Source organism: Pseudomonas pichavaramensis (assembly GCF_050473265.1).
GTDB lineage: Bacteria > Pseudomonadota > Gammaproteobacteria > Pseudomonadales > Pseudomonadaceae > Aquipseudomonas.
Map to the genome: position 1 here is coordinate 157,768 of NZ_JBJKFJ010000012.1, position 23,722 is coordinate 181,489.

22 protein-coding genes are annotated in these 23,722 nt (G+C 64.9%); 10 read left to right on the forward strand and 12 right to left on the reverse strand.

Translation table 11 applies throughout. The annotated features are described in order from the left end of the window. Window positions 1-121: 121 nt before the first annotated feature. The 3 genes from rhlE1 to ACJRW5_RS19390 form a co-directional block, all read right to left on the reverse strand. The gene (gene rhlE1, locus ACJRW5_RS19380) at window positions 122-1,471 is read right to left on the reverse strand and encodes an RNA helicase RhlE1 (RefSeq protein ID WP_484572122.1); all 1,350 of its coding nucleotides are present in this window, start codon (window positions 1,469-1,471) and stop codon (window positions 122-124) included. A gap of 118 nt (window positions 1,472-1,589) precedes the next feature. Continuing rightward, window positions 1,590-2,186 (reverse strand): 3'-5' exonuclease, encoded by a 597-nt coding sequence (locus ACJRW5_RS19385; protein ID WP_484572123.1) that lies wholly within the window; start codon window positions 2,184-2,186, stop codon window positions 1,590-1,592. An 8-nt stretch (window positions 2,187-2,194) separates the two neighbouring features. Further along, on the reverse strand, window positions 2,195-2,674 hold the full coding sequence (locus ACJRW5_RS19390; protein WP_484572124.1) for a LabA-like NYN domain-containing protein: 480 nt from the start codon (window positions 2,672-2,674) through the stop codon (window positions 2,195-2,197). Between the two features lie 102 nt (window positions 2,675-2,776). Between ACJRW5_RS19390 and ACJRW5_RS19395 the strand changes: the two genes are divergently transcribed. From ACJRW5_RS19395 to ACJRW5_RS19405, 3 genes are read left to right on the forward strand one after another with little or no spacing between them, the layout of a single operon-like run. Continuing rightward, the gene (locus tag ACJRW5_RS19395; protein ID WP_484572125.1) at window positions 2,777-3,262 is read left to right on the forward strand and encodes a YbaK/EbsC family protein; all 486 of its coding nucleotides are present in this window, start codon (window positions 2,777-2,779) and stop codon (window positions 3,260-3,262) included. A 55-nt stretch (window positions 3,263-3,317) separates the two neighbouring features. Continuing rightward, window positions 3,318-3,986 (forward strand): YciC family protein, encoded by a 669-nt coding sequence (locus ACJRW5_RS19400; protein WP_484572126.1) that lies wholly within the window; start codon window positions 3,318-3,320, stop codon window positions 3,984-3,986. Window positions 3,987-4,043: 57 nt separating this feature from the next. Further along, window positions 4,044-4,466, forward strand: a complete 423-nt coding sequence (locus tag ACJRW5_RS19405; protein ID WP_484572127.1) for a VOC family protein — start codon at window positions 4,044-4,046, stop codon at window positions 4,464-4,466. A 12-nt stretch (window positions 4,467-4,478) separates the two neighbouring features. Here the strand turns inward: ACJRW5_RS19405 and ACJRW5_RS19410 are convergent, their stop codons facing one another. After that, window positions 4,479-5,222 carry a substrate-binding periplasmic protein gene (locus ACJRW5_RS19410; protein ID WP_484572128.1) on the reverse strand — a complete coding sequence of 248 codons (744 nt, stop codon included), beginning with the start codon at window positions 5,220-5,222 and terminating at the stop codon, window positions 4,479-4,481. Then, a complete protein-coding gene (locus ACJRW5_RS19415; protein WP_484572129.1) occupies window positions 5,222-6,067 on the reverse strand; it encodes an SDR family oxidoreductase in 846 nt (281 codons plus the stop codon). The genes ACJRW5_RS19410 and ACJRW5_RS19415 overlap by 1 nt, the downstream gene beginning before the upstream one ends. Window positions 6,068-6,300: 233 nt before the next feature. On the opposite strand from ACJRW5_RS19415, the gene ACJRW5_RS19420 reads away from it, so the two are divergent. After that, the gene (locus tag ACJRW5_RS19420) at window positions 6,301-7,389 is read left to right on the forward strand and encodes an endonuclease/exonuclease/phosphatase family protein (protein WP_484572130.1); all 1,089 of its coding nucleotides are present in this window, start codon (window positions 6,301-6,303) and stop codon (window positions 7,387-7,389) included. 94 nt (window positions 7,390-7,483) lie between these two features. Beyond that, window positions 7,484-8,218 carry a substrate-binding periplasmic protein gene (locus tag ACJRW5_RS19425; RefSeq protein WP_484572131.1) on the forward strand — a complete coding sequence of 245 codons (735 nt, stop codon included), beginning with the start codon at window positions 7,484-7,486 and terminating at the stop codon, window positions 8,216-8,218. A gap of 20 nt (window positions 8,219-8,238) precedes the next feature. Here the strand turns inward: ACJRW5_RS19425 and ACJRW5_RS19430 are convergent, their stop codons facing one another. From ACJRW5_RS19430 to ACJRW5_RS19450, 5 genes are all read right to left on the reverse strand, one after another. After that, the gene (locus ACJRW5_RS19430) at window positions 8,239-9,033 is read right to left on the reverse strand and encodes an energy transducer TonB (protein ID WP_484572132.1); all 795 of its coding nucleotides are present in this window, start codon (window positions 9,031-9,033) and stop codon (window positions 8,239-8,241) included. Between the two features lies 1 nt (window position 9,034). Beyond that, complete coding sequence (tolR, locus tag ACJRW5_RS19435) at window positions 9,035-9,478, reverse strand: protein TolR (protein WP_484572133.1); 444 nt, start codon at window positions 9,476-9,478, stop codon at window positions 9,035-9,037. A gap of 13 nt (window positions 9,479-9,491) precedes the next feature. Continuing rightward, the gene (gene tolQ / locus ACJRW5_RS19440; protein WP_484572134.1) at window positions 9,492-10,208 is read right to left on the reverse strand and encodes a protein TolQ; all 717 of its coding nucleotides are present in this window, start codon (window positions 10,206-10,208) and stop codon (window positions 9,492-9,494) included. An 88-nt stretch (window positions 10,209-10,296) separates the two neighbouring features. After that, entirely contained in the window at window positions 10,297-12,210 is a 1,914-nt protein-coding gene (locus ACJRW5_RS19445) for a phytase (RefSeq protein WP_484572135.1), read from the reverse strand. Between the two features lie 266 nt (window positions 12,211-12,476). After that, on the reverse strand, window positions 12,477-14,951 hold the full coding sequence (locus ACJRW5_RS19450; RefSeq protein WP_484572136.1) for a TonB-dependent receptor: 2,475 nt from the start codon (window positions 14,949-14,951) through the stop codon (window positions 12,477-12,479). Window positions 14,952-15,457: 506 nt separating this feature from the next. Between ACJRW5_RS19450 and ACJRW5_RS19455 the strand changes: the two genes are divergently transcribed. From ACJRW5_RS19455 to ACJRW5_RS19465, 3 genes are all read left to right on the forward strand, one after another. Further along, the gene (locus ACJRW5_RS19455) at window positions 15,458-16,858 is read left to right on the forward strand and encodes a purple acid phosphatase family protein (protein ID WP_484572137.1); all 1,401 of its coding nucleotides are present in this window, start codon (window positions 15,458-15,460) and stop codon (window positions 16,856-16,858) included. A gap of 68 nt (window positions 16,859-16,926) precedes the next feature. Then, on the forward strand, window positions 16,927-17,841 hold the full coding sequence (locus ACJRW5_RS19460) for a GGDEF domain-containing protein (RefSeq protein WP_484572138.1): 915 nt from the start codon (window positions 16,927-16,929) through the stop codon (window positions 17,839-17,841). Window positions 17,842-17,846: 5 nt separating this feature from the next. Next, the gene (locus tag ACJRW5_RS19465) at window positions 17,847-18,866 is read left to right on the forward strand and encodes an AraC family transcriptional regulator ligand-binding domain-containing protein (protein ID WP_484572139.1); all 1,020 of its coding nucleotides are present in this window, start codon (window positions 17,847-17,849) and stop codon (window positions 18,864-18,866) included. Window positions 18,867-18,886: 20 nt separating this feature from the next. Here ACJRW5_RS19465 and ACJRW5_RS19470 read toward each other — a convergent pair whose 3' ends face one another. Both ACJRW5_RS19470 and hrpB read right to left on the reverse strand, forming a co-directional pair. Beyond that, complete coding sequence (locus ACJRW5_RS19470) at window positions 18,887-19,699, reverse strand: prolipoprotein diacylglyceryl transferase family protein (protein ID WP_484572140.1); 813 nt, start codon at window positions 19,697-19,699, stop codon at window positions 18,887-18,889. 7 nt (window positions 19,700-19,706) lie between these two features. Beyond that, window positions 19,707-22,244: an ATP-dependent helicase HrpB gene (hrpB, locus tag ACJRW5_RS19475; RefSeq protein WP_484572141.1), complete on the reverse strand. Its 2,538-nt coding sequence runs from the start codon at window positions 22,242-22,244 to the stop codon at window positions 19,707-19,709. 144 nt (window positions 22,245-22,388) lie between these two features. Here hrpB and ACJRW5_RS19480 point away from each other — a divergent pair, with 144 nt between their 5' ends. Both ACJRW5_RS19480 and ACJRW5_RS19485 read left to right on the forward strand, forming a co-directional pair. Then, a complete protein-coding gene (locus ACJRW5_RS19480; RefSeq protein WP_484572142.1) occupies window positions 22,389-22,808 on the forward strand; it encodes a polyribonucleotide nucleotidyltransferase in 420 nt (139 codons plus the stop codon). Between the two features lie 4 nt (window positions 22,809-22,812). Continuing rightward, window positions 22,813-23,694, forward strand: a complete 882-nt coding sequence (locus ACJRW5_RS19485; RefSeq protein WP_484572143.1) for a cation diffusion facilitator family transporter — start codon at window positions 22,813-22,815, stop codon at window positions 23,692-23,694. Window positions 23,695-23,722: the final 28 nt, after the last annotated feature.

Below are 23,722 nucleotides of genomic sequence, written 5' to 3' on the forward strand. Positions count from 1 at the left end.
GCTGGGCGGCATTCCGCTTTAGCCGCGAGCGCTCCCCCGGATTTCATCCAGGCTACGTGACTGGCGGGGTTCCCCCTCCCTACAGTTTGTGTCCCCGTAGGGCGGGTGCAACCCGCCAACGCTACTTCTTGCCGCCTTTGGGCTTGCTGCCGAAGCTCGGCACCTTGCGCACGGCCTTGGCCTTGGGCTTGCTGTCCTCTTCCTCGAACCAGCGGCCGAGGTGGATATTGCCCTTGCCGGCGCTTTTCGCCGCGCCGGCACCGGGGATCAGCTTCTGCTTGGGCTTCTTCGGTTTCTTCAGCACCTGGCCGTCGATGGTGGTCTGCGGGACGCGGTGATCGGGGATGAAGTCCGGCTCTTCGCGGCGCTGCAGCACCTGGCGGATCAGCCGTTCGATGGCGGCGAGCAGCTCCACTTCATCGGCGCACACCAGCGACACCGCCTCGCCCGTGCTGCCGGCGCGGCCGGTACGACCGATGCGGTGCACGTAATCCTCGGCGTTGATCGGCAGGTCGAGGTTGACCACCAACGGCAGGTCGTCGATATCCAACCCGCGCGCGGCCACGTCGGTGGCCACCAGAATCTGCACCTCGCCGGCCTTGAACCGCTCCAGCGCGCGCAGGCGGCTGGGTTGCGGCTTGTCGCCGTGGATCGAGTCGGCGGCCACGCCCATGGCCAGCAGCTCCTGCTCCAGCTGATCGACACCCTTGCGCGTCTTGGCGAACACCAGCACCTGGCCCCAGCGCTTCTGCTGCAGCAGATGCAGGAACAGCTCGCTCTTGCGCTTCTTGTCCACCGGGATCAGCCACTGCTTGACGCTCTTGGCCGCGGCGTTGCGCGGGCTGACTTCCACCGACAGCGGGTCGCGCAGCAGCTCGCCGGCCATCTGCCGGATCACATCGGAGAAGGTCGCGGAGAACAGCAGAGTCTGGCGCTTTTTCGGCAGCGCGCTGAACAGCTCGTCCAGCTCGCGGGCGAAGCCGAGGTCGAGCATGCGGTCGGCCTCGTCCAGCACCAGGGTTTGCAGCTGGGCGAACTTCACCGCGTTCTGCCGGTACAGATCGAGCAGGCGCCCCGGGGTGGCCACCAGTACATCGACGCCCTTGCGCAGCTTCATCATCTGCGGGTTGATGCTGACCCCGCCGTACACCGCGTAGCTGCTCAAAGGCAGGTGCTGGCCGTAGACCTGGAAGCTCTGCAGCACCTGCTCGGCCAGCTCGCGGGTCGGCGTCAGCACCAGCGCGCGCACCGAGTTGCTCGCCACCTGCGGACCTTCCAGAGTCAGGCGCTGCAGCAGTGGCAGGGCAAAGCCGGCGGTTTTGCCGGTGCCGGTCTGCGCCGCCGCCATCAGGTCGCGGCCCTTGAGCACGGCCGGGATGGCCTGACTCTGCACCGGGGTCGGGGTCTGGTAGTCGAGTTCGGTGAGCGTGCGCAGCAGGGGCTCGATCAAACCGAGGGAGGCGAAAGTCATGGGGCAACCGGCGAGGCAATGGGAACAGGCGCGCAGTTTACCCTTTCCCCACCTGCAGGAGCGGCTTTAGCCGCGATAAACGCTCGCGGCTGAAGCCGCTCCTACAAACCGCGCAGCGCTAGCCCGCCGCCAGCAGCGCCCGTACCTTGGCCGCCGAGAGGCTCTGCAGTTGGCAGAGGAAGGCATGATCGGCCTGCCGCCCATGCCGCTCGCGCAGCAGGCCAAACAGGTGCAGGGTCAGATTGGCGGCCATTTCGGCATCGGCCAGGGCGCGGTGGGCACGCCCTGTGTCGGGCAACCCGGCCCAGGCGTTGAGGTTGCCCAGTTTGTGACTTGGCGCTTCCGGCAACAGACGGCGCGAGAGCAGCAGCGAGCAGGCAAAAGGTTGCGAACGACGACGTCGCACACGCGCCAGCTCGGCATCCCAGAACTTCTGGTCGAATGAGGCATTGTGCGCCAGCAGCGGCCGCTCGCCGATAAAGTCGGCCACCTCGTTCATCACCTGCGCGGACGGCGGCGCATCACGCAACATGGCATTGCTGATGCCTGTCAGTTGCTCGATAAAGGGCGATACCCAGGCGCCGCTGTGCATCAGGCTCTGGTAACGGTCGACGATGCGCCCGTCTTCGATGATCGCCACACCGATCTCGGTGGCGCGCGCCTGATTCGGCGACACGCCGGTGGTTTCGAAGTCGATGACGGCAATGGATTCCACGTAAAACCTCAGTGATTGCGCAACAGCAGGTCGCCCTCAATGGGCACGTACAGACTGGCCGCGCGGATCAGCGACTGCGCCGTCAGCCCCGGCGCGCCGAAGGCGATGGCTTCGACGCCCCGACTGCGCACGCGTTCGAGCAACAGATCGAAGTCACCGTCGCCGGAGGCCAGGACGATTTCGTCGACCCGTTCGGCGGCATCCAGCACGTCGATGGTGATGCCCACGTCCCAGTCGCCTTTGGCCGAGCCGTCGCTGCGCTGAATATAGGGCTTGAGCTTCACGGTGAAACCGAGCTTGCGCAGGATCTGCTGGAACTGCTGCTGCTTGGCATCGCCGCGGTCGATGGCGTAAGCGTAGGCCTCGACGATCACGCCACGGCGGCTGACCTCGGCCCACAGCACGCTGTAATCGAAGTGGCAGCCATACACCTGGCGCACCGTGTAATAGAGGTTCTGCACATCGGCGAATACGGCGATCTTCTTCACCGGGAGTCCTCGTACGGGCAACGAAGGCGCCAGTATGCCAGAGCCGGCCAGCGGACGCGTCCGAGACTGGCCTGGGTGCGCTGCAGCCCCTATCCTTGACGCATGACACCTTTAGCCAGCCTCTGCCAACGCAATCTCGACCTGCTTCAACGCCTGGATATCCAGCATCGCCTGGTCGAACACGAAGCCGTACTCGACTATCCCACCGCCCACGCCGTGCGCCAGCGTTTTGGCCTGCGTGGGGTGGAGAGCAAGAGTCTGTTCCTGCGTATAGGCGCACAACGTCATGCCATGTTGGTCACCGTCGAAGGCGCCCGGGCCGACTGGGGCAGACTCAAGGCGCTGCTCGGCAGCCGGCCGCGCATTGCCAGCGACGAAGAACTGACCGCACTCACTGGCTGCGTGCCAATGTGCGCCTGCCCGTTCGGCCATGACGCCAGCATCACCCTGCTGATCGACCGCGCGGTGCTCGCCTGCGACTATCTGCTCTACTCGCCCGGCCCGCCCGAGCTGACCTTAGAGGTACCGGGCAGCGAGCTGCCACGCCTGCTGGCCGCGCAGCCCAACGCGCAACTGGAGTATCCTTGAACCTCTCCCGGCAACCAGCCAGAGTGCTGATGCCCAGTCATTCGGTAGCCTGTCGATGAACCCGCTTTCCATCCTGCGCGACGCCTGGTTTTTCTCCAGCCACAACCTGGCAGCAATCGCCCGCCTCACCCTGCCCCTGTTACTGCTCGAGGCCATCGCCCAGACGATCCTCGCAGCCCAGCTCGGCGCAGAGGCCAACCCGGCCTACGGCGTACTGCTTGGCGTGCTCTTCTACCCGCTGTATGCCGCGCCCTTGATCCTCTTTCTGCATGCGCGCAGCAACGGACAAACGCCAGATGGCGGCAAACTGTTCGCCGCCGGCCTGCAGCTATGGCCGAGTTTTGCGCTGATGACAGGCCTGAGCACCCTGGCGATCATGCTCGGTCTGTCGCTGTTCATCGTACCGGGTATCTGGATCATGATGCGCCTGGCCTTCTCCGAACTGATCCTGGTGCTGCGCCAGGAGCCGCCGCTGCGCGCCCTGCAGGCCAGCTTCGCGTTGACCGAGGGCCGCTTCTGGCCAGTCTTCGCCTGCCTGGCCAACGTACTGGTGCCGCTGTGGCTGCTCGACTGGTGGACGCAGCCGAACCACAGCGACACCCTGCTCTGGGTGCTGCACCAGGCCGGCAATGGCTTCCTCCAGCTGTTCGCCATCGTGGTGCTGTTCCGCCTGTTCATGCTGCTCGAACCCGAGCGACCGGCAGCGCCGGAGAACAACGACTGACAGGTCGTTGAAAAACCACCTGCTAGTCTTGCTGTTTTGCCCCACGCGGAGCGCGCCATGAGCGACAGCAACCCGAGCATCCTGTCCCACGTTTCCATCGGTACGAACGACTTCGCCGCCGCCAGCGCCTTCTACGCCAAGGTGCTGGCAACCCTGGGCTGCCGGGAGATCATGCGTCACCCTGGGGCGGTGGCTTTCGGTCGCGAATTCCCGGAGTTCTGGGTGCAGACACCGGTCAACGGCCAGGCCGCCACACTCGGCAATGGCACTCACTTCGGTTTCGTCGCCCCGGACAAAGCCTCGGTGCATGCCTTTCACCAGGCCGCGCTGGCAGCCGGTGGCCGCGACGAAGGCCTGCCAGGTCCACGCCCGGACTATGGCGAGCCGTACTACGGATGCTTCGTCAGGGATCTGGATGGCCACAAGATCGAAGCCGCCTTCTGGGACATGGCGTTGCTGCCGCAGCCCGAACAGGACTGAGGCAACGGGCTGTCACTGATGTGCGACCCTGGGCTGATAGCGCAGGGCGGCATTGGCGACCCACCCCTCACGCAGCAGGCTTTGCAGTGCAGCCGCCAACTGCGGCATGCGCTCCAGACGCTTGCGCGAAAAACCGATGTACAGGTCGGTACGCGTCTCGGGGTCATAGGCCGCCTTGACGATACGGCCGGCGAACCGGGGGTCGAGCAGTGCATAGTCGACCTGACAATCGGTCCCTACCAGCGCGTCGATACGACCACGCACCAGCATGCCCAGCAGTTGGCTTTCATTGCTCACGCCGACCTTGTCCAGCGACTGATCGTCGTCGAATGGCTGAAAATAGACGGACTCCAGCACATAACCGATACGCAACCCACGCAAGGCCGAATAGTCCCTGAGGCGCATGGCCTGCACCGGACTGGCGTAGAGACGGGGTGAACAGGCGTAGTAAGGGACATCGAGATACTGGATGTAACGCTCACGCTCCGGCGTCCTGGCCAGACCGGTCATCATGTCCGCAGTGCCTTGCTCCAACGCAGCCAGGCCTCTCGCCCACGGCGCACGCTGCACGTCGAAACGCAGGCCGGTTCGACGCGACAGTTCCTCGAGCAAATCGATATCCAGCCCCTGCAACTGGCCATCGTCCCTGATCATGCGAAACGGCGGCCAGAGATCGGTCATCACGCGCAGCGATTGCGCTTCTTCGGCCCGGCAAAGAGGCGCCAGCAGGAGCAGGGCCAGCAGCCAGATGCGCATCAGAGACTCCCTGAATCCCGCGGTTTCAGGCCGGACAGGCGCGGTAGCAGCACACGCTCGAACAACCGTGGGAAGAAGCGCGCCAGCACCCGCGCCCGCCAGTCGACATTCGACAGCACCAGCAACCGCCTGCGCTTGAGCGCGCCTTGATAGATGGCATCGGCGACGTCCTGCGGCGACGCGACCTTGCCCATTGCCAAGGGTGGCTGGGCAGCGACCGAGCCGTCACCGACCAGCGCGTTCTTGCGCAGATCGGTCGCGGTGAACCCGGGACACACCAGCATCACGTTCACACCCGAACCCTTGAGTTCGAAACGCAAGGTCTCGAACAGCCCGTGCAGCGCATGCTTGCTGGCGTTGTAGGCACTGCGATAGAGCAGTGGCGCGATGCCCGACAGAGAACTCAGCACGATGATCTGCCCGCGCCGGGCGATCAGGCTGGGCAAGGCCGCCTGGGTGCAGTGCAACGCGCCGAAGTAATTGACGGCCATGACCCGCTGGAACACGTCCAGGCGCGTCTCGGCGAAGGTGCTGCGGTGGGTGATGCCGGCATTGTTGACCAGCACATCGATACCCCCGAAACGCTCGCATGCCAGCGCCACGGCACGCTGCACCGCCTCGGCGTCGGCGACATCGCAGAGCAGGCCCAGTGCCTCGGCATTGTGGTGGTCGGCCAGGTGCTGCACCAGGCTGTCCAGCGCCGCCTGCTGCAGATCGAGAATCACCAGACGCGCTCCGGCCTGCGCCAGTCGCACGGCCAGCGCCCGGCCGATGCCCGCGCAGCCGCCGCTGATCAACACCACCTTGCGGTCGAATACCTTGTTGGCGAATACCTTGCGATACATGTACAGCTCCCGGAACCCAGTGTGACCGATGCCACCCGTCATCCTTCTTCAGGGCGACCAATAAGACCGTCTTTCGAAGCTCGAAGCATGTTACTGCAGCTCACGCCTGGCGTTCCTCGTCCCGGACGACCGCCATCCTCGGGCGAGTGCTCGGCAATCGACCGCAGATGCCTGGGCCGATCCGACACACTCGGGTATCCTCGCCTCCTTCCAGCATAGCCGCCCGCGTTGCCATGTCTCTGCCTCGCTTTATTCGCCTGCCCCTGTTCGCTGCCTTGCTGCTCGGCCTTCTACTACTCCTGGTCCATCTCCTGGCCTGGAGTCCGGCAGCGCAAGAGACCGCGCCCGTGTCCTGCAGCGGGCAGGTCGCGCAGCTGCAGCCCGGCCAGGCACTGAAGGTGATGACCTGGAACGTGCAATATCTCGCCGGCAAGGAGCACGTGTTCTGGTACGACCTGCCGAACGGCGACGGTCCGGATGAGCGGCCGAGCAGCGAAGATCTGGCGCGAACACTGGACGAAGTGGAGCGCATCCTGCGGGACGAACAACCGGATATCGTGCTGCTGCAGGAACTGCACGACAACGCCAAGGCCAGCGATTACCAGGACCAGTTGGCGCTGCTGCACGAACGCCTGGCCGATATCTACCCCTGCAGCAGTCAGGCCTTCTACTGGAAGTCCGCTTTCGTACCGCACCCACAGATTCTCGGCAGCGTCGGCATGAAACTGGGCACCCTCAGCCGCTTTCAGATCAGCCGGGCCGAGCGCCTGCAGTTGCCGATGCTGGCCAGCAACCTGCTGACTCGCCCGTTCCAGCTCAAGCGCGCGCTGCTGGTCAGCTACCTGCCGCTGCGTGGTGGCGGCGAGCTGGTGGCGATCAACACCCATTTCGATGCCTTCGCCCAGGGCGAGGACACCATGCAGCGCCAGGTACAGATGACCGACAAACTGCTGCAACAACTGCAGCAGGCGGGGCAACCCTGGATTTTGGGAGGCGACCTGAATCTGTTGCCGCCGGGCCAGTTCGAACGCCTGCCGGTCGACCAGCGCGGCTGGTATGCCGCCAACAGCGAGCTGCAGGACATGGCCAGGCGCTACCCGATGATCCCCAGCCTGTTACAGGCCAGCGGAGTGGACCAAGCCAGGTGGTATACGCATTTCCCCAACGACCCCGCCGCCAGCGGCCCGGATCGCACCCTCGACTATCTGTTCTACAGCCCACGCCTGACGCCGCTGGCCAGTCAGGTACGGCAGGACGACACGTTGCAGATTTCTGACCACCTGCCGGTCATCGGGCGTTTCTTTCTGCCTACCTCGCAATAGTCGTGACGGGGCTGGACAACAGCGCCACGACTTGTCCATTCTCGGCGGGCACGCGCTCCCGAACGACAAGACGGTAAACAGCCGCGATATCCGCATGCCAAGACGCTTCTACCTGCTACTGCTCACTCTGCTCTGGTTGCCTGCCAGCCATGCCGTCGATTTCCAGCGACGCATCCATGTCGGCTACTACGAGTTCCCACCCTATTCCTACACCGACGATCAGGGTCATCCCAGTGGTTCCGGAGTTCGCCTCACCGCGCGTCTGCTCGAAAAAGCGGGCTACCAGGCAGAGTTTCGCGCCTATCCCGGCGCGCGCCTGTACAACGGCCTGCTCGACGGCAGCATACAGCTCTGGTTCGGCGCAGCGGGCAAAGCCGAGTTGGCAGGGCACACGTTCGAGAGCCGTCACTCACCAGGCGATATCATCCTTAACCTGTACTACCGCCAGGACACGCCCAGGCCCCACTTACCGGATGACCTGCATGACAGCGGAGTCATCCTGATCACCGGCTACAGCTACTGGCAGGACATCAACCACTGGCTGCAAGATCCGGCCCGCAACATCACCCAGCACCGCACATCCAGCCATGCCTCGGCGCTGCAAATGCTGCTGCGCCAGCGCGCCGACTACCTGCTGGACTACCAGGCACCGGTGGACCAGGCCAGACGTGAACTGGGCATCAGCAGCCTGCCGTCGGTCGAGGTGCAGCGCGTGCCGCTCAAGCTGATCGTTTCACGTCACGCCGAGCATGCAGAAGCGCTGCGCGACGCACTCGACGAGGCCTACCAGCAGTTGCAGGACGAAGGCGCAGACCTGCAGTTGCCCTGAAGCACAGGCATGGCCAACAGCTACTCAATGCGATAGCTGAAGGTGTTCTTCACATTGGCCACCGCCACGGCCTGGCCGTTGACCACGCGCGGCTGATAGCGAAAGGTCTTGGCCGCCGCCAGCGACGGTTTGACGAAGAACGGGTGGCAGTCACCGACCACCTGCGGATCTTCCACGCGCCCGGCGGCATTCACCGTGTAAGCCACCGTGCATTCGCCCTCGATCTTGCGTTGCAGCGCACGCGGTGGATAGTCCGGCGCCTGCTTGGCGATGGGCAGGTACTGGCGGCTCGCCGCCTGCGCTTCGGCGCGCGCCGCTGCGGCAGCATTCGCGGCAGCCACGCGCTCGGCTTCGGCCTGACGCGCCGCGGCCAGCCGCTGCTCTTCGAGTTGCGCCTGGCGCTGTTGTTCTTCACGTGCCTGGCGCTCCTCACGCAACGCCTGTTCACGCCGCTGCTGACGTTCGCGTTCACGCTTCTGCGCCAGCTCGAGACGCTCCTGCTCCACCCGTTTGAAGGCCAGATCGGCTTGTTCCACCTGCGGCGTTTCGACCACCGGTTGTGGCACCGGCTCGGGCGCAGGGGGCTCAGGCTCCACGGGCGCAGGCGGCGCCACCACTGGCGCAGGCAGGGTGATCAGTTCAGTGGTGATCACCGAGGCCAGTGGTGTCGGCATCGGCGCCTGATGAGCCAGATTGAGCAGCACGTAAGCCAGGCCGGCATGCAGCGCAACGGCGCTGGCCAGCGCCAGGCCATGTTCACGCCAGGCCGGCCAAACGATGCGTGGGGCGGGCATATCCAGGGTCAGGCTGCTCATCTCAGGGCGCCTCGGTGATCAGGCCCAGGCGGCTGACGCCACCACGCTGCAGCTCCGCGATACCCGCCACCACCGAGGCATAGTCGGCGTTCTGATCAGCGCGCACGTAAACCTGAGTGTCCGGGCTGGCAGCGACGAGTGCGGCGATCTTTTCGCGCATCTCTTCCTTGTTCACTGCGCTGTCGGTCTGCGTCTCGATGTCCACTTCGCTGCCAAGGTTCCAGTAGAAGCTGCCATCGTCCTTCACCGAGAGCGTGACGATGCGCTGCTCGCCGGGCGTCGGCAGGGCTTCTGCGGCTACCTTGGGCAGCTCGATCTGCACCCCCTGCACCAGCATCGGCGCGGTGACCATGAAGATCACCAGCAGTACCAGCATCACGTCGATGTAGGGCACCACGTTCATTTCGGCCTTCAGGCCGTGCTTGTGCGTCGGTCGAACCAGCATTGCTCAATCCTCCTCAAGCCGCTGCGGCCATGCTCGGCGCTGCGCCGTTCAAACGCCGATGCAAACGCCCCTGCAGCTCGTTGGCGAAGGCGTAGTAACGGGCGATCAGGGTCTGGCTGCGCGCCGAAAAACGGTTGTAGGCCATCACCGCCGGGATCGCCGCGAACAGACCGATGGCCGTGGCGATCAACGCTTCGGCGATGCCCGGTGCGACGGTGGACAGCGTGGCCTGCTGCACCTGCGACAGCCCCAGGAAGGAGTTCATGATGCCCCACACGGTGCCGAACAGGCCGATATAGGGGCTTACCGAACCGACGGTGGCGAGGAATGGCAGGCCTTTCTCCAGACGCTCCTCCTGCTCGGCGATGGCCACCGCCAGGCTGCGCTCGACGCCATCGAGCACCGTATCCGTATTGCCCGGGGCATGCGGTTGCAGCTGGTTGAAGCTCTGGTAACCGGCCAGGAAGATACGTTGCAGGGCGGCATCGGCGGGCAGCTCCTGCTGCATGCCTTCGCGATACAGGGCACCGACCTCGTCAGTGCGAAAGCGCTTGAGAAAGTGCTTCGCCGACTGCTCGGTGCGGCGCAACACGCCACCGCGCTGAACGATCAGATACCAGCTGATCAGGGAGGCCAGTACCAGGCAGAGCATCACCGCCTGCACGACGATGCTGGCTTCGCTGATCAGCCCCCAGACGGTCATGTGTTCGAGGTGGGCTTGGTTTTGCATCGGAATTTCCTTCAATGGCTCGAGCCGCATGGCTCACATTTCAAGACACTGGCGTTACGCCTGGATGACAGACGCAATACCGTCCGTCTCACTCCAGGCCCAAGGCTGCGGCGACCGCCGTCCAGGGCACGTACTTGTAGTTCTGGTTGCCTTCGGGCATGCGCTTGCGGCCGTCCTGCACCACCAGCAAACCGCTGCTCCAGGGCCCACCGAGATTGACCGAGGTCACTTCCAGACCGTCGGTTTCCGAAGCACCGTCGATGCCGCGCGCAGCGTTCAGGCCGATGCGGAAACTGCCGCGCAGCCGGTAAGGTGCCTGCGCCTCGACCACCACGTAGCTGTCATTGCCCTGGCTGGAGATCATCAGGTAATCGCGCTGCTTGCCGTGGTAGAGGGCCAGGCCCTCGATGTCATCCTTGAGCGGACCACCGATGGCGATGACCTGCTCCAGCGCGGTCGATGCATCGGCGCGGGCATCCAGCGCCCACACCGCCACATCCTCTTCGCCGATATACAGGCGCTCGTTGCGGTCATCGGCGACGCAGCCCTCCGGCTGCGTCTCGGTTCTGAAGCGGCGCACCAGTTGGCCGCTGGCCTTGCCATCGGTGCTGCCCAGAAGGTACTGCAGGAAGGTGCCGTCCTTGTCGTTGACGATGGCGTGGATAGCGCCCTGGCGATCCTTGAACATGCACAGGCCGTAGATTTCCGCGAGCGGCGTGGCGATCTGGCCGATATCGGCGAGCACGCCGCTGGCCGGGTCGATGCTGAACAGATGCAGACTGTTGTGATCGCGGTTGCTGGCCACCGCCAGATCGACCTGGCGTTCGCCCAACTGGAAGCCGGGGCGCACGTCGACATTGTTGAGGCGGCCGACACGCAGATCCTGCAGTTGTTTGCCGGTCAGGTCGTAGGCCAGCAGCCCGCCCTTTTTGTCGGTGCCCAGCACACGGCTGCGCTCGGGGTGCGCGCGGTCGATCCAGATCGCCGGGTCGTCCGCGGCATCGCCCAGGCTGGGTACGCCATCGGTCTGTACCAGCGGCTTGAGCACCGCGAGCGCCGGCTGCGACGCCTGCGCCTCGGGCTGCCAGTTCAACGTCGCGCGGCGTGCACCGGCATCATCGACCAGCAACAGATCCAGGCCCTTGGCCGTGGCCTTCGCACTGACCTGCTCCGGCTCATCGAGCCCGGCGAGACGCAACACGCCAGCGCGTTGCCAGTGTTCTGCGCGGCGCTGCAACAGGTGCAAATTGGCCGCAGCCGAATCCAGCAGCAACAGGCCATCGGGCAGCACCGCCATGCCGGCGGCCGAGGCCTGCAGTTGACCGAAGGGCGCCACCAGCTCCACAGGCTCGCGCACGAGCGCAGCTTCAGCGGCGGCGTCATAACGCCAGACGCCGACGTTTTCTTCGTTCACATAGAGACTGTCGCTGCGATCGTCGACCTGGCAGAAGCTGCTTTCCGGCGGCAGGCTGAGGGCGCGCACCCGGCTCGGCTGAGCCAGTGGTCGACCGTTATCGGCCACCAGCCATTGCTCACCGATGCCCTCCTCACCGACCAGGAACAGGAAGTCGTTGCGTGCGCTATCGCGATACAAGCACAGGCCCTCGATGGCGAATCGGGTCTTGGGTAGGTACAGCGGCGCGCTCCATTGCCGATCGGCTTCGAGCCTTGTCAGCAACGCCTGCTGACGCTTCTTGTCGAGGGTGGCGACCAGCAGCCCGCTCGCATCGGCACGCTGGTCTAGGGTTTCGAAGCGCCCCGGCAATTCGCTCAGCACCCGCCCGTCAGCGCCGCTGACCTGCAAACTCTTGCCGCTAACCTGCAGGCGCTCGGCCCCTGGCAGAAAGGGCAGCGGCGCCAGCCACTGGATGTTTTCGCTGGCGATCAGCGTTTCGCTCAGCACGACGCTCGGCACCGCCAAGACGGCCTCTTGTCGATCATGGCTTTGGCAAGCGGCCAGGGTGATACAGAGCCCCAGCAGGGACAGGTTGAACAGTCGCATAGATTGAGAATTTCCTGGATCAATTGCCTGGTTGCAGTGACCTGAAGTTCTTTCCGGGTCGCCGTATACAGGTTTGCGTTCTTTCAAAAACTGTCTGCGGTATGGCGGCGATCATGTGGGAGGGGCCTTAGCCGCGAGCTTTTATCCTGATGCCAAAAACTCGCGGCTAAAGCCCCTCCTACAACCATCATTCAGCCAACCGGCAGCATCTACCTTTCAATCGCCAATCCCTGGCGCCTATGGAGCGGGAGTTCAAACCCGGGCCATCAGAAATGGGTCAGGGTCAGGCCGATCTTGTAGGTCGGGCCGTACTCCTCGTACTGGGCGTTGTAGCTGCGGTTGCCGGTATAGACGTAGTAGGACTCGTCGGTGATGTTCGCCGCCTCGACCGTCAGCTGCAGTTCGGGTGTGAGGAAGTAGCCGGCCTTGATGTCGACGAACAGTTGGTCATCGACATACAGATCGTGGCGCTTGTCTTGCACCGAACCGATTTCGTACAGGTAGCTGGACTTGTAGTTGGCGGCCACGCGCAGGTTGAAGCGATCGTTCGCCCAGCCGACCATGAAGTTGCCCACGGTGTCGGACTGGTTGGGCAGATCGATGGAGCGCTTGGCGCCCTGCCCTTCGATGCTCGCGTCGGACTGGCTGAGCGTCAGGTTGGCGCCCAGCAGCAGGCCGTTCCAGGGCGCCGGCAGCCAATCGAACTGCTGCGAGTAGGCCAGCTCGACACCGTACAGCTTGGCGCCGCTACCGTTGTCGAAACTCAGGGCCTCGTCGAAGCCAACCCAGTCCCCCGTGCCGGCCAGGTCGGTGTTGTAGATGAAGTTGTCGATGTCCTTGTAGAACAGGAAGCCCGAGACCACACCAGCGCGACCCATGTAGTGCTCGATACCGAGGTCGATGTTCATCGATTCCAGCGGTTTGAGATCGGGGTTGCCGAACGACGCATCGGCGCCGTCGATGGCAAAGCCCGGCGCCAGCTGACCGAAGGTCGGACGCACCACGGTGTTGGTCCAGGCGGCGCGAATCGCAGTGGACGGCGACAGCTGATAACGCGCATGCAGGCCCGGCAGCCAGTGGTCATAGCGGTTCTTGCTGTGACTGTCTTCGTACACGCCGTCGCGCAGGCCGGTACCCTTGGCCTCGAACTCGGTGCCCTCGTAGCGCACACCGGCGATGAAGCGCCAGTCGTCCACGTCCAGGGTGTTCATCAGGTAGGCGGCGTTGATGTCCTCACGCATGTCGAAGTCATTGATGCGCGAATTTTCCTCGTCATAGAACTGATTGCGATCCAGGCCGCCGATCAGGTCTTTGATAGCGCCGGCACTGATGCCGTTACCAAAGCGGCCCAGCGAGTAGTCGACATTACCGCTCTGGAAGCCGTCGAGCCCCACCCCGGTGAAGTCATCAAAGACCCAGACCTCGGTGTCGCTGGTCTTGTCACGACGGCTGAGCTTGCCGCCGAACTTCACCTGAGCGGCATTGCCCGCCAGGTCGTAATCGCGGGCCAGATCCAGGCGGATGTTCTTCTCCTTGTCCTTGCCGCTGACCTTTTCCCACTCCACCTCGTCGAGCTCGAAGGATGCCGGGTCGTAGAACGCACCACCGACGCTGAGATGGGGTTTGTGGGTGCCGTCGAAGCCGACGTCGGTGAAATCGCCGACGAACTCGGCACCGGCGATGCCGCCGGGGTCCTTCTCGGTGGCCTGGCTGTAACCGGCCTGACCACTGATGGTCCACAGGTCGATCATGCGCTCGCCGCCGAATACGTAAGACTGGATTTCCTGAGTGTCCTGGCGTGATTTCAGGTCGCGCCAGCCTTCAGCGTCGCCGCGCTCGCCCGAGCCCTGGGCATCCGCGAATTCGACACCGGCGGCGTTGCGCGTCTCGGTGTCCTTGAACTTGCTGTACAGGGTGCGCAGGTAATAGTTGGAATAGTCGTCCGGCTGGTAGTCGAAGTTCAGACCGAAGCCGGTGCGCTCGCGGGTAATCTCGTAGTCGCGCTGTTCGACCTCCTCGAGCCGCGCGCCATCATCGAAGTCCCAGGCGCCACCAGTCTCGACGTTCTCCGAGCCGAACTTGCGCTTCTGCCAGCTGAATGCCGCCGCCACACCGAAGTTGTCGACGCCGTCGCCAAAGCTGAAGCGGTCGCTGATGGCGCCGGAGAATTTCGGGCTGGTCTTGTCGACATTGGTGTCGTGGCTGCCTTCGCCGGAGAAGGTGTAGAACAGGCCATCGTGATCGAAGGCCGAGAGGCTCTCCACTTCGATGGTGCCACCCAGCGAGTTGGCGTCCATGTCCGGGGTCAGGCTCTTGACCACCGACAGCGACTGCACCAGCTCCGACGGCAACACGTCGAGCGCCACGGCACGGCGGTCGCCCTCGGGCGCCGGCACCAGGGTGCCGTTGATCGATACGCTGTTCAGATCCGGGGCGATGCCGCGCACGCTGACGAAACGCCCCTCGCCCTGATCGCGCTCCACCGACAGACCGGGAATGCGTTGCAACGCTTCGGCGGCGTTGTCATCCGGTAGCTGGCCGACCGCATCGGCGTGCACCACGCTCTCGATATTGTCGGAGAGCTTCTGCTCCTGCAGCGCCTTGTCGATGCTGGCGGCCTGGCCGATGACCTCGACACGCTCGACGGCCTCTTCCGCCCAGGCAGGTACCGCGGCGATGGCCAGCGCCAGCAGACTGACCCTGAACCCGGTTGTACGACTATGACGAAATGGCTTTGCCACGTTGAATCCCTCGTTTCGATGGCCCCTGGCGACACCAGGCAATGGCTGCGAAAGCTAGAAATCCTTTGTGGCACTTGCGTGACAGCACCTGCGCAATACCCCTCGAAAGCAGCATTTTTCGCGGCTTTTCAGTGAATTTTGAGCTGAATTGACCCCCGCTGTGCGCGGTGAGGATGCCCAGAGTCCCTCAACTAAATATGCGCTCAAGGCCGCCAATGCATCGCCGGCAAGCCGGCTCCTACAGGATCGCGACCTGCCTGCAACCTGTGTAGGAGCCCGCTTGCGGGCGATAGCGGTAGCTCTGTCAAAAGTGTCGCCAGAACCGCCAACACAACGCTGGTGAGCCAACGCCTGCAAAACAGCTATTGCTTAACCCAGCCTGAAAAAATCGCCTCTATCGGCACAAATCCCCTGAGCCAAATCGACCCCCTACCCGGTAACCGAACCGTCATACGCCTTTGTTTCCTTGGCGCCCCAAGCACTTCGTTCAACCAAGGAAACCGCACATGTCTCGCCCCCTGCTGCTGGCCACGCTGCTGGCCACCGCACTGACCACCTCCCTGAGCCACGCCGAGCAAGCGGTACCCCGTTCGCCCGGCCAGCCCTATGCCGCCGGCAATCTGGCGGACCGCATCGTGCTGACGCCAGGCGCCGACGCCGCCACGCAAATGGCCGTGAGTTTCCGCACCGACCTGCAACAGAACAGCGCCACGCTCGAATACGGCCCGGCACTGGCCGGCCCACATGTGGTCGCCAACGCTCAGCAGCGCAGCGGTGAAACCCAGCGCCTGGACGCCGAGAACGGCCCGTCCAACTACCATCAGGTGCGCCTGGAGGGGCTTAGCCCCGATACGGCCTATGTCTATCGGGTCAAAGGCAGTGCCGGCTGGAGCGAGTGGCATCAGTTCCGCACCGCCAAACAGGCTTTCGCCCCCTTCACCTTCCTGTACCTGGGCGATGCGCAGAACGACATCCTCAACGTCGCCTCGCGCACCATCCGCCAGGCGCTGCGCAGCGTTGCCCGTCCGGCGCTGATGGTGCATGCAGGCGACCTGGTGGCCTCACGCGACGACCTGGCCCACGACGACGAGTGGGGTGAGTGGAACCAGGCCGGCGGCTGGGCCTACGCAGCCATTCCGCAGCTGGTGGCCGCTGGTAACCACGAATACCTCGACAGCCTGCTGCCTGATGGCAGTGAGAGCCGCACGCTCGGCGAACACTTCCCCGCGCAGTTCGCCGTGCCGCGCAACGGCGCCGATAGCCTGCCGCATACCAGTTACGTCAGTGATTACCAGGGCGTACGCTTCGTGGTGCTGGACGGCACTTCGGCCCTCGACCTCGGCACCCTGGAAACGCAGACGCGTTGGCTGGAAAACGCACTCAAGCGAAGCCAGGCGACCTGGAATATCGTGGTCATGCATCAGCCGATCTACACCTGCGCCCGCCCCGAAGACACCGAACCACTCAAGAGCACCTGGCAGCCGCTGTTCGAACGCTACAAGGTCGACCTGGTGCTGCAGGGCCACGACCATTGCTACAGCCGCCTGACCCACGCCGCCGGCCGCGATGCCACACACCAGGCGCAACAGGCCAACCAGGCTATCGGCCCGGTGTATATGGTCTCGGTGACTGGCTCGAAGATGTACGGCCTGAACGACCGCGCCCACAGCCAGCCGGACCGCAGCGCCGAAGACACCCAGCTGTACCAGACCATCAGCGTCGAGCGCAGCCGCCTGAGCGTGCGCACCTACAGCGCCGATGACCATCTCTACGACGCCTTCGACATCCAGCGTGACAGCAAGGGCAACAACTACTTGCACGAGCCGCGCCTGGAGAAACCGGCCGAGCGCTTCTGCAGCCAGACCAGCGGCCCTGATGGCCTGCCCTGCACGGCCAAGGACAAATGACTGTCATCGAAATGATACCTGCCTCTGCCATGCTGGGCCGCAGACCACGGCGGCAAGGAGAGTCGACCATGAAAGCACTGCTGAAACTGCACGGGCTGACCCTGGCGGGGCTGCTCCTGGCAGCCAACGCAGGGCTGCTCATCTACCTGGCGACCGGCAACATCAAGCCCTGGGCCGAGATCAACTGGATGGATGTCGCTGGCGAAGGCGGCACCTGCCTGATTCTCTGCGGCTGGCTGATCATGCTGCTGCGCGGGCGCCCGGCAGGGCGCGTCACCCGCCTGCTGTCGCTGGGCCTGTGCTGCACCGCCTTCTCGATGTGGATGGACAGCCTCGACGAGTTCATTCGTTTGCCTGCCGAGGCCATCTGGGACAACTGGCTGGAGACGGCCCCCATGCCGGTGGGTATGTTGCTGCTGACGCTGGGCATGTATCACCTGCAACAGGAGCAACGCGCCATCAGCGAGCAGATGCGCAAACGTGAGCAGCTGCACCGCGACCATCGCCTGTTCGACAAACTCACGCCGCTGTCCGGCGCCCAGTACCTGCGTCAGCATCTGCAACAGGCGCTGCAGGAGGCCCGCGCGCAACAGCAACCGCTTTCGCTGATTGCCATCGATCTGGACGACTTCAGCCTGATCAACCAGCGCTATGGTCAGGCCGAAGGCGACCAGGTTCTCCAGGTCGTGGCCCAGTTGCTGCTGTTCAACCTGCGCCAGCAGGACATGCTCTGCCGCCTGGCGGGGGACCGCTTCGTCGCCGTGCTGCCCAATACCGGGGAACAACAGGCACTGATCATGGCCGACGAACTGCGCCAGAGCGTTGCCAGCCTCGCTCATCGCAGCCAGCGTCATGGCGAGCGCCTGCAACTGCGCGCCACCGTCGCCGCGGTGATGGCACTGGATGAGGACGAAGCTCAGTTGCTCAAGCGCCTCAACCTGACGCTGGCGAAGGCCAAACCACGCCTGGCGCGCAGCGCGTGATCGCCATGGGCTACGAGTGCGACAGCCGCTTCATCGCCGGGCATCATCTGCCTGCGGTGTTGATCGACCTGGCGCGCTCGCGCGGCATCGACACCCATCACCTGCTGCGCGGCTGCGAGCTGTTCTACGAGGACATCGTCACGGGCAGCACGTTGATCAGCCCCATCCAGTTCCTGCGTCTGATCACCAATGCCAGGCGCTTGCTGGACGCGCCGGACAGCAGCTTCCTGTTCGGCCAACGCTTGTGGCCCGGCCATTTCGGCGCCGCCAGCCAGCTACTGGAGCAGGCCGATCACCTGTTGCAGGCCCTGCAGGATATCGCCAGCTACCGCGCGCTGCTCTCGCCGCTGCTGACGCCGGTGTTGCACCTGGATGAGCGTTATCTGCACCTGTACTGGCGTGACAGCTGCGGCGCCGGCGAGCAGTTGCCCTTCTTGCTCGAAGCGAGCATGACCGCTGTGGTCGCCCTGGCGCGGCGTCAGCAACATGAGCGTCTGCCCTGGCGTTTCCAGTTCGCCTGCGCGGAGCCGCGTCATGTCGAACAGTACTGGGTGCACCTCGGCGACGACCTGAGTTTCAAACGCCCCTCCACGGTCATGAGCCTGCCCCGTGAGTACCTGCTGCAGCCCTGGCCGCAGGCCGGCGCCACCGGCGCGCACATCGCCCGCCACAACTGCGAGCAACAGCTGGCGGCCTGGGGCTGGCAGAGCAGCCTGCTCGACGAACTGCATGCCTATCTGAGCGCCAATATCCATCAGCCCTTGAGCCTGGATCGCGTCGCCGAGGCCTTCACCACCAGCCCGGCCACCCTCAAGCGCAAGCTGGGCAAGCACGGCAGCCACTTCCAGGAGCAGCTCGACCGGGCACGCTGCGAACTGGCGCTGTACCTCTATCAGGTCAAAGGCTGCAGTAACGAGGAAGTCGCCCAGCGCCTGGGCTTCAACGACATCACCAACTTCCGCCGTTCATTCAAGCGCTGGACCGGCCGTGTGCCGAGTGAACTGGGCGGCTTGCTGTGGGGCTGAGCGCAAGCCGCGCCTGCATCTCACTGTCCATCTGCACGCAGTACGCCAAGCGCCTGTTCCAGGCTGGCCCGCGACAGCTCGCCGAGATGGCTGCCCACCTGGCGCCCCTCGGCGTCGTAGAACAGTGTGGTCGGCAGTGCGCGCGAACCCACCAGACTGCCGAGCTCGGTGCGGCTGTCGAACAACAGATTGTTAAGCTGTAGCTGCTGACGGGTCAGGAACTCGGCGACCTGTTCCGCCTGCTCGCCCTGGTTGACGAACAGAAAGGTCACGGCCGTTTCGCGCTGCTGCGCCTGCATCAGCACTGGCATTTCGCGCCGACAAGGCGGGCACCAGGTGGCCCACAGGTTCACCACCAACGGCTGCCCGGCGTAGTCGCGCAGATTCAGCGTACGCCCATCGCTATCCTGCACCTGCACGTCGGGCAGACGCGTGCCCCGCTCCAGCGCCATCAACAACGCGTTGCCACCCAGCCAGAGGGCCAGCCCGACGCTCATGGCTACACCCAGCGAGCGGCGCAGTTTGGCCTGACGCCAGAGATACCAGGCGCCCAGCGCCAGCGCGGCGAGGATGCCCGGCCAGGCGATGAAACCGCCATCGCGGATATCCACCACGCGCCACGGCGCATCGCCATAGAACTCGGCATAAACCAGCACGAAGGCCAGCCGCGCCACCAACAGCCCCAGCAGCAGCATGCGAAACAGCTGACGTTCCGGATTGGCCGCGTGGCGGCGACCGATCAGCCACCCCACCAGAGTCGCCGCAAGCAGACTGCCGAACAGCAGCACATGAGTCATACCAAGGGCCAGGGGCCCGACATCGAGGGTCAGCATCAGCGTTTCATTTCCTCGGCTTGGCCCGCGCCGTCGGCTCGGCGATCAAGGGGTCGTCAGGCCAGTAGTGCTTCGGGTAGCGCCCCTTCAGGTCTTTCTTCACGTCCAGGTAGGTGTTGGCCCAGAAGCTGGCCAGATCCTGGGTCACCTGCACCGGGCGGCGTGCCGGCGACAGCAGGTGCAGCTTGAGGCCGAGGCGACCACCGGCGATGCGTGGCGTGCTGGCCAGGCCGAACAGCTCCTGCAGCCGTACAGCGAGCACCGGCGGGTTCTCCGTGTAGTCGATGGCGATGCGCGAACCGGACGGCACGCTGAGCGCACGCGGCGCCAGCTCGTCCAGGCGTTGCGGCAGCGGCCAGGGCAGCAGCGTTTGCAAGATCGCCGGCAGGTCAAGATTGGCGAAATGGCTGAGTCGATTGACCTTGCCCAGGAACGGCGTCAGCCACTGCTCGAGGCTGGCCAACAGCGCGGCGTCGGTCAGGTCCGGCCATTCGCTTTGCCCCTGCGCTTGCAGGTCCAGCTCACGCAACAGCGCCACCCGCGCCTGCCACTGCCGCAGCTCAGGCGTCCAGGGCAGCAGCTCCAGCCCCTTGCGCCGCACCAGACCGACCAGCGCCCGGCCACGCGCCTCTTCGTCCAGTGCCGCCAGCGCCTGGCGCTCCAGCACCAGTTCACCGACCTTGCGCTGGCGCTCGGCACGCAGCACGCCTTCGCGCTCGTCCCAGTCGAGGATGTTCAGTTCCTGCACCTGCTCGGCCAGCACGCTGCTAAACAGCGCCGGCTCAAGTTCGGCGGCCAGGTAGATGCGCTCCTCGCGCTGGCCCTGGCGGCTGCCAAGGTCGGCCACCACCAGCCATTCGTGCTTCATCAGCGCATCGGCTTCGCCGAACTGCGCGGCACGACCGTTGGCCAGGCGGTAGTCGGCACCACCGGCACGACGCTGCTGGGCAATGCGATCCGGATAGGCGAACGCCAGCAGGCAGCCGAGCCAGCGCGAATGCTCGGGGTCGCTCACTGCCTGAGTGATCGGCTTGCTCTTGATCATTCCCTGAAACTGCTTCGCCAGCTGCCGCGCGCGCTGCACGCCGCCTTGCGCGCCACGCCCGGCGCGGCTTTCGCCACTGAGCAGAGCCAGGCGACTGTGCAGATCGGCACCGCCCTGACCACGCAAAATATCGCGCTCGGCCAGCAGCGCCGCCAGGTCGCAGGCCAATGCGCCAAGGCCCAAGGCTCGACCGCGTAGTAGCAAATGGGCGATGCGTGGATGGCTTGGCAGTTCGGCCATGGCCTGGCCATGAACATTCAAGGCACCCCGCTCATCCAGCGCGCCGAGCCTTCCCAGCAGGTCGAGAGCCTGGGCGTAGGCGGCCGCTGGCGGCAGGTCGAGCCAGCTCAATTCTGCCGGGGTCACCCCCCAGCGCAGCAGTTGCAGGGCCAGGCCGGCGAGATCAGCCGCAAGGATTTCCGCAGCGGAATAGGCGCTGAGCTGCTCGTGCTGAGTCTGTGACCACAAGCGGTAGCACACCCCCGGTTCCAGGCGCCCGGCACGACCGGCTCGCTGGGTAGCAGAGGCGCGGGAAATGCGCTGGGTATCGAGACGGGTCATGCCGCTGGCCGGATCGAAGCGCGGTACCCGCGCCAGACCGGCATCGATGACTACGCGCACGCCGTCGATGGTCAGGCTGGTTTCGGCGATGTTGGTGGCCAGCACCACCTTGCGCTGGCCGGCCGGTGCGGGCTCGATGGCGGCGCGCTGGGCGCTCAGCTCCAGCTCGCCATGCAGCGGGCAGAGCAGGATATCCTCGCGCCCCGCCAGCACCTCGCCCAATTGCTCGGCCACACGACGAATCTCCGCCTGCCCCGGCAGAAACACCAGCAGACTGCCGGACTCGTCGGCCAGTGCCTGCTGCACCGTCTGCAGCACGCGCGGCTCGATCCACTCGCCAGCCTGGAACGGCGCGCCCCAGCGGATATCCACTGGGAACATGCGGCCTTCGCTGCGCAGTACCGGAGCATCACCCAGCAAGGTGGCCAGGCGCTCGCCCTCCAGCGTGGCGGACATCAGCAGCACCTTGAGCGGCGCCTCACCGCTATCCTCGGCGCGGAACATGGCGCGACCGTTGAGCGTCAGCGCCAAGGCCAGGTCGGCATCCAGGCTCCGTTCGTGGAACTCGTCAAATATCACCAAACCGACGCCATCCAGCGCCGGGTCGTCCTGCAGACGACGAGCGAGAACCCCTTCGGTGACCACCTCGATACGCGTATTCGACCCGACCTTGCTGTCCAGGCGAATGCGATAACCGACCGTCTCGCCGACACGCTCGCCCAACTCGCTGGCCAGGCGCTCGGCCGCAGCACGAGCGGCCAGACGCCGTGGCTCGAGCATGAGAATGGTCTGCCCCGCCAGCCATGGTGCATCGAGCAAGGCCAGTGGCACGCGGGTGGTCTTGCCGGCGCCGGGCGGCGCCTCCAGCACCACTTCATGGCGCTCGCTCAGGGCCTCGCGCAGGGCGGGCAACAGGGCATCGATAGGCAGGGCGTTCATCATATCTCCACAACGAGCCGGCGATTATAGAGCAGCCGCGCGCGGCGAACCGCCAGCGTCCTGACCGGTCTTATGGGCAACCGCGGACTAGCGGCTTTGCAATGGCGAACTGATATAGTTGCGCCACTTTTTCTGGAGGTGCTCATGCGCACGAAATCCCGTGTCATCGCTGGCGTCGTCGCTGCGACCCTGCTGACTCAACTGACCGCCTGCGGCTCGATCTTCTATCCGGACCGCCGTGGCCAGATCGAAGGCCGGATCGACCCGGTAATCGCCGCGGCCAACGCCGTCGGTATCCTGTTCTACGTGATCCCAGGGCTGATCGCCTTCGCAGTGGACTTCGCCACCGGCGCGATCTATCTGCCCGAAGGCCAGACCGCTCAGGTCGACCCGCAACAACTCAAGCAACTGATCGGTGAAGACGGCAAGGTCGATCAGCTCGCGCTCAAGGCGCTGATCGAAACCAGCACCGGTCACCAGTTGCCGCTGGATGACCCGCGTCTGATCCAGCACAGCGGCAGCACCGAGCAACTGGCCGCCTACGGCCTGCGTCCGGCAGCCTGAACCCATGCACGACCCGCAACATGCCAGGCTGATGCGCCTGGCCACCCGGGCCGCGCTGGCGGTAGCGCTGACCCTGGTGCTGACCAAGGCCATCGCCTGGTGGCTGAGCGGTTCGGTCAGCCTGCTGGCCGGCCTCACCGACTCGCTGCTCGACAGCGCCGCCTCGCTGATCAACCTGGTGGCCGTGCACTTCGCCCTGCGCCCAGCGGATGAAGACCACCGCTACGGCCATGGCAAGGCCGAGGCATTGGCCGGGCTCGGTCAGGCACTGTTCATCGGCATCAGCGCCATCCTCATCGGCTTGCAGGGCTTCGAGCGTCTGCAGGCGCCACAGCCACTCGAAGCAGAAGGCGCCGGCATCGCCGTGATGCTGCTGGCCCTGGCGCTGACCATCGGCCTGCTGGCCTTCCAGCGCAAGGTGGTGCGTGAAACCGGCTCTACGGCGATTCATGCCGATTCGCTGCACTACCGCTCCGACATCCTGCTCAATGGCAGCATCCTCGTCGCCCTGCTACTGACCCGCTTCGGCTGGCTGCAGATGGATGCAATCTTCGCCATCGGTATCGCCCTCTACATCTTCTGGAGCGCCATCAGCATCGTCCGCGGTGCGGTGGCCGTGCTGATGGACGAGGAGCTGCCCGCCGACGTCAGCGCGCAGATGCACGAACTGGCATGCGCCGTGCCTGGCGTACTCGGCACCCATGACCTGCGCACCCGCGTTTCCGGTACGCGCTGGTTCGTCCAGTTGCACCTGGAGCTGCCAGGCGAAATGAGCCTGTCGCAGGCGCATGAGCATTGCGAGGCAGTGGAAAAAGCCATCCACGCGCGCTACCCGCGTGCCGAAGTGCTGGTGCATGCCGACCCGCAGGAAATGGTCAGGCACTGATCACTTCCTGCCGGCCTGCGCCGCACAG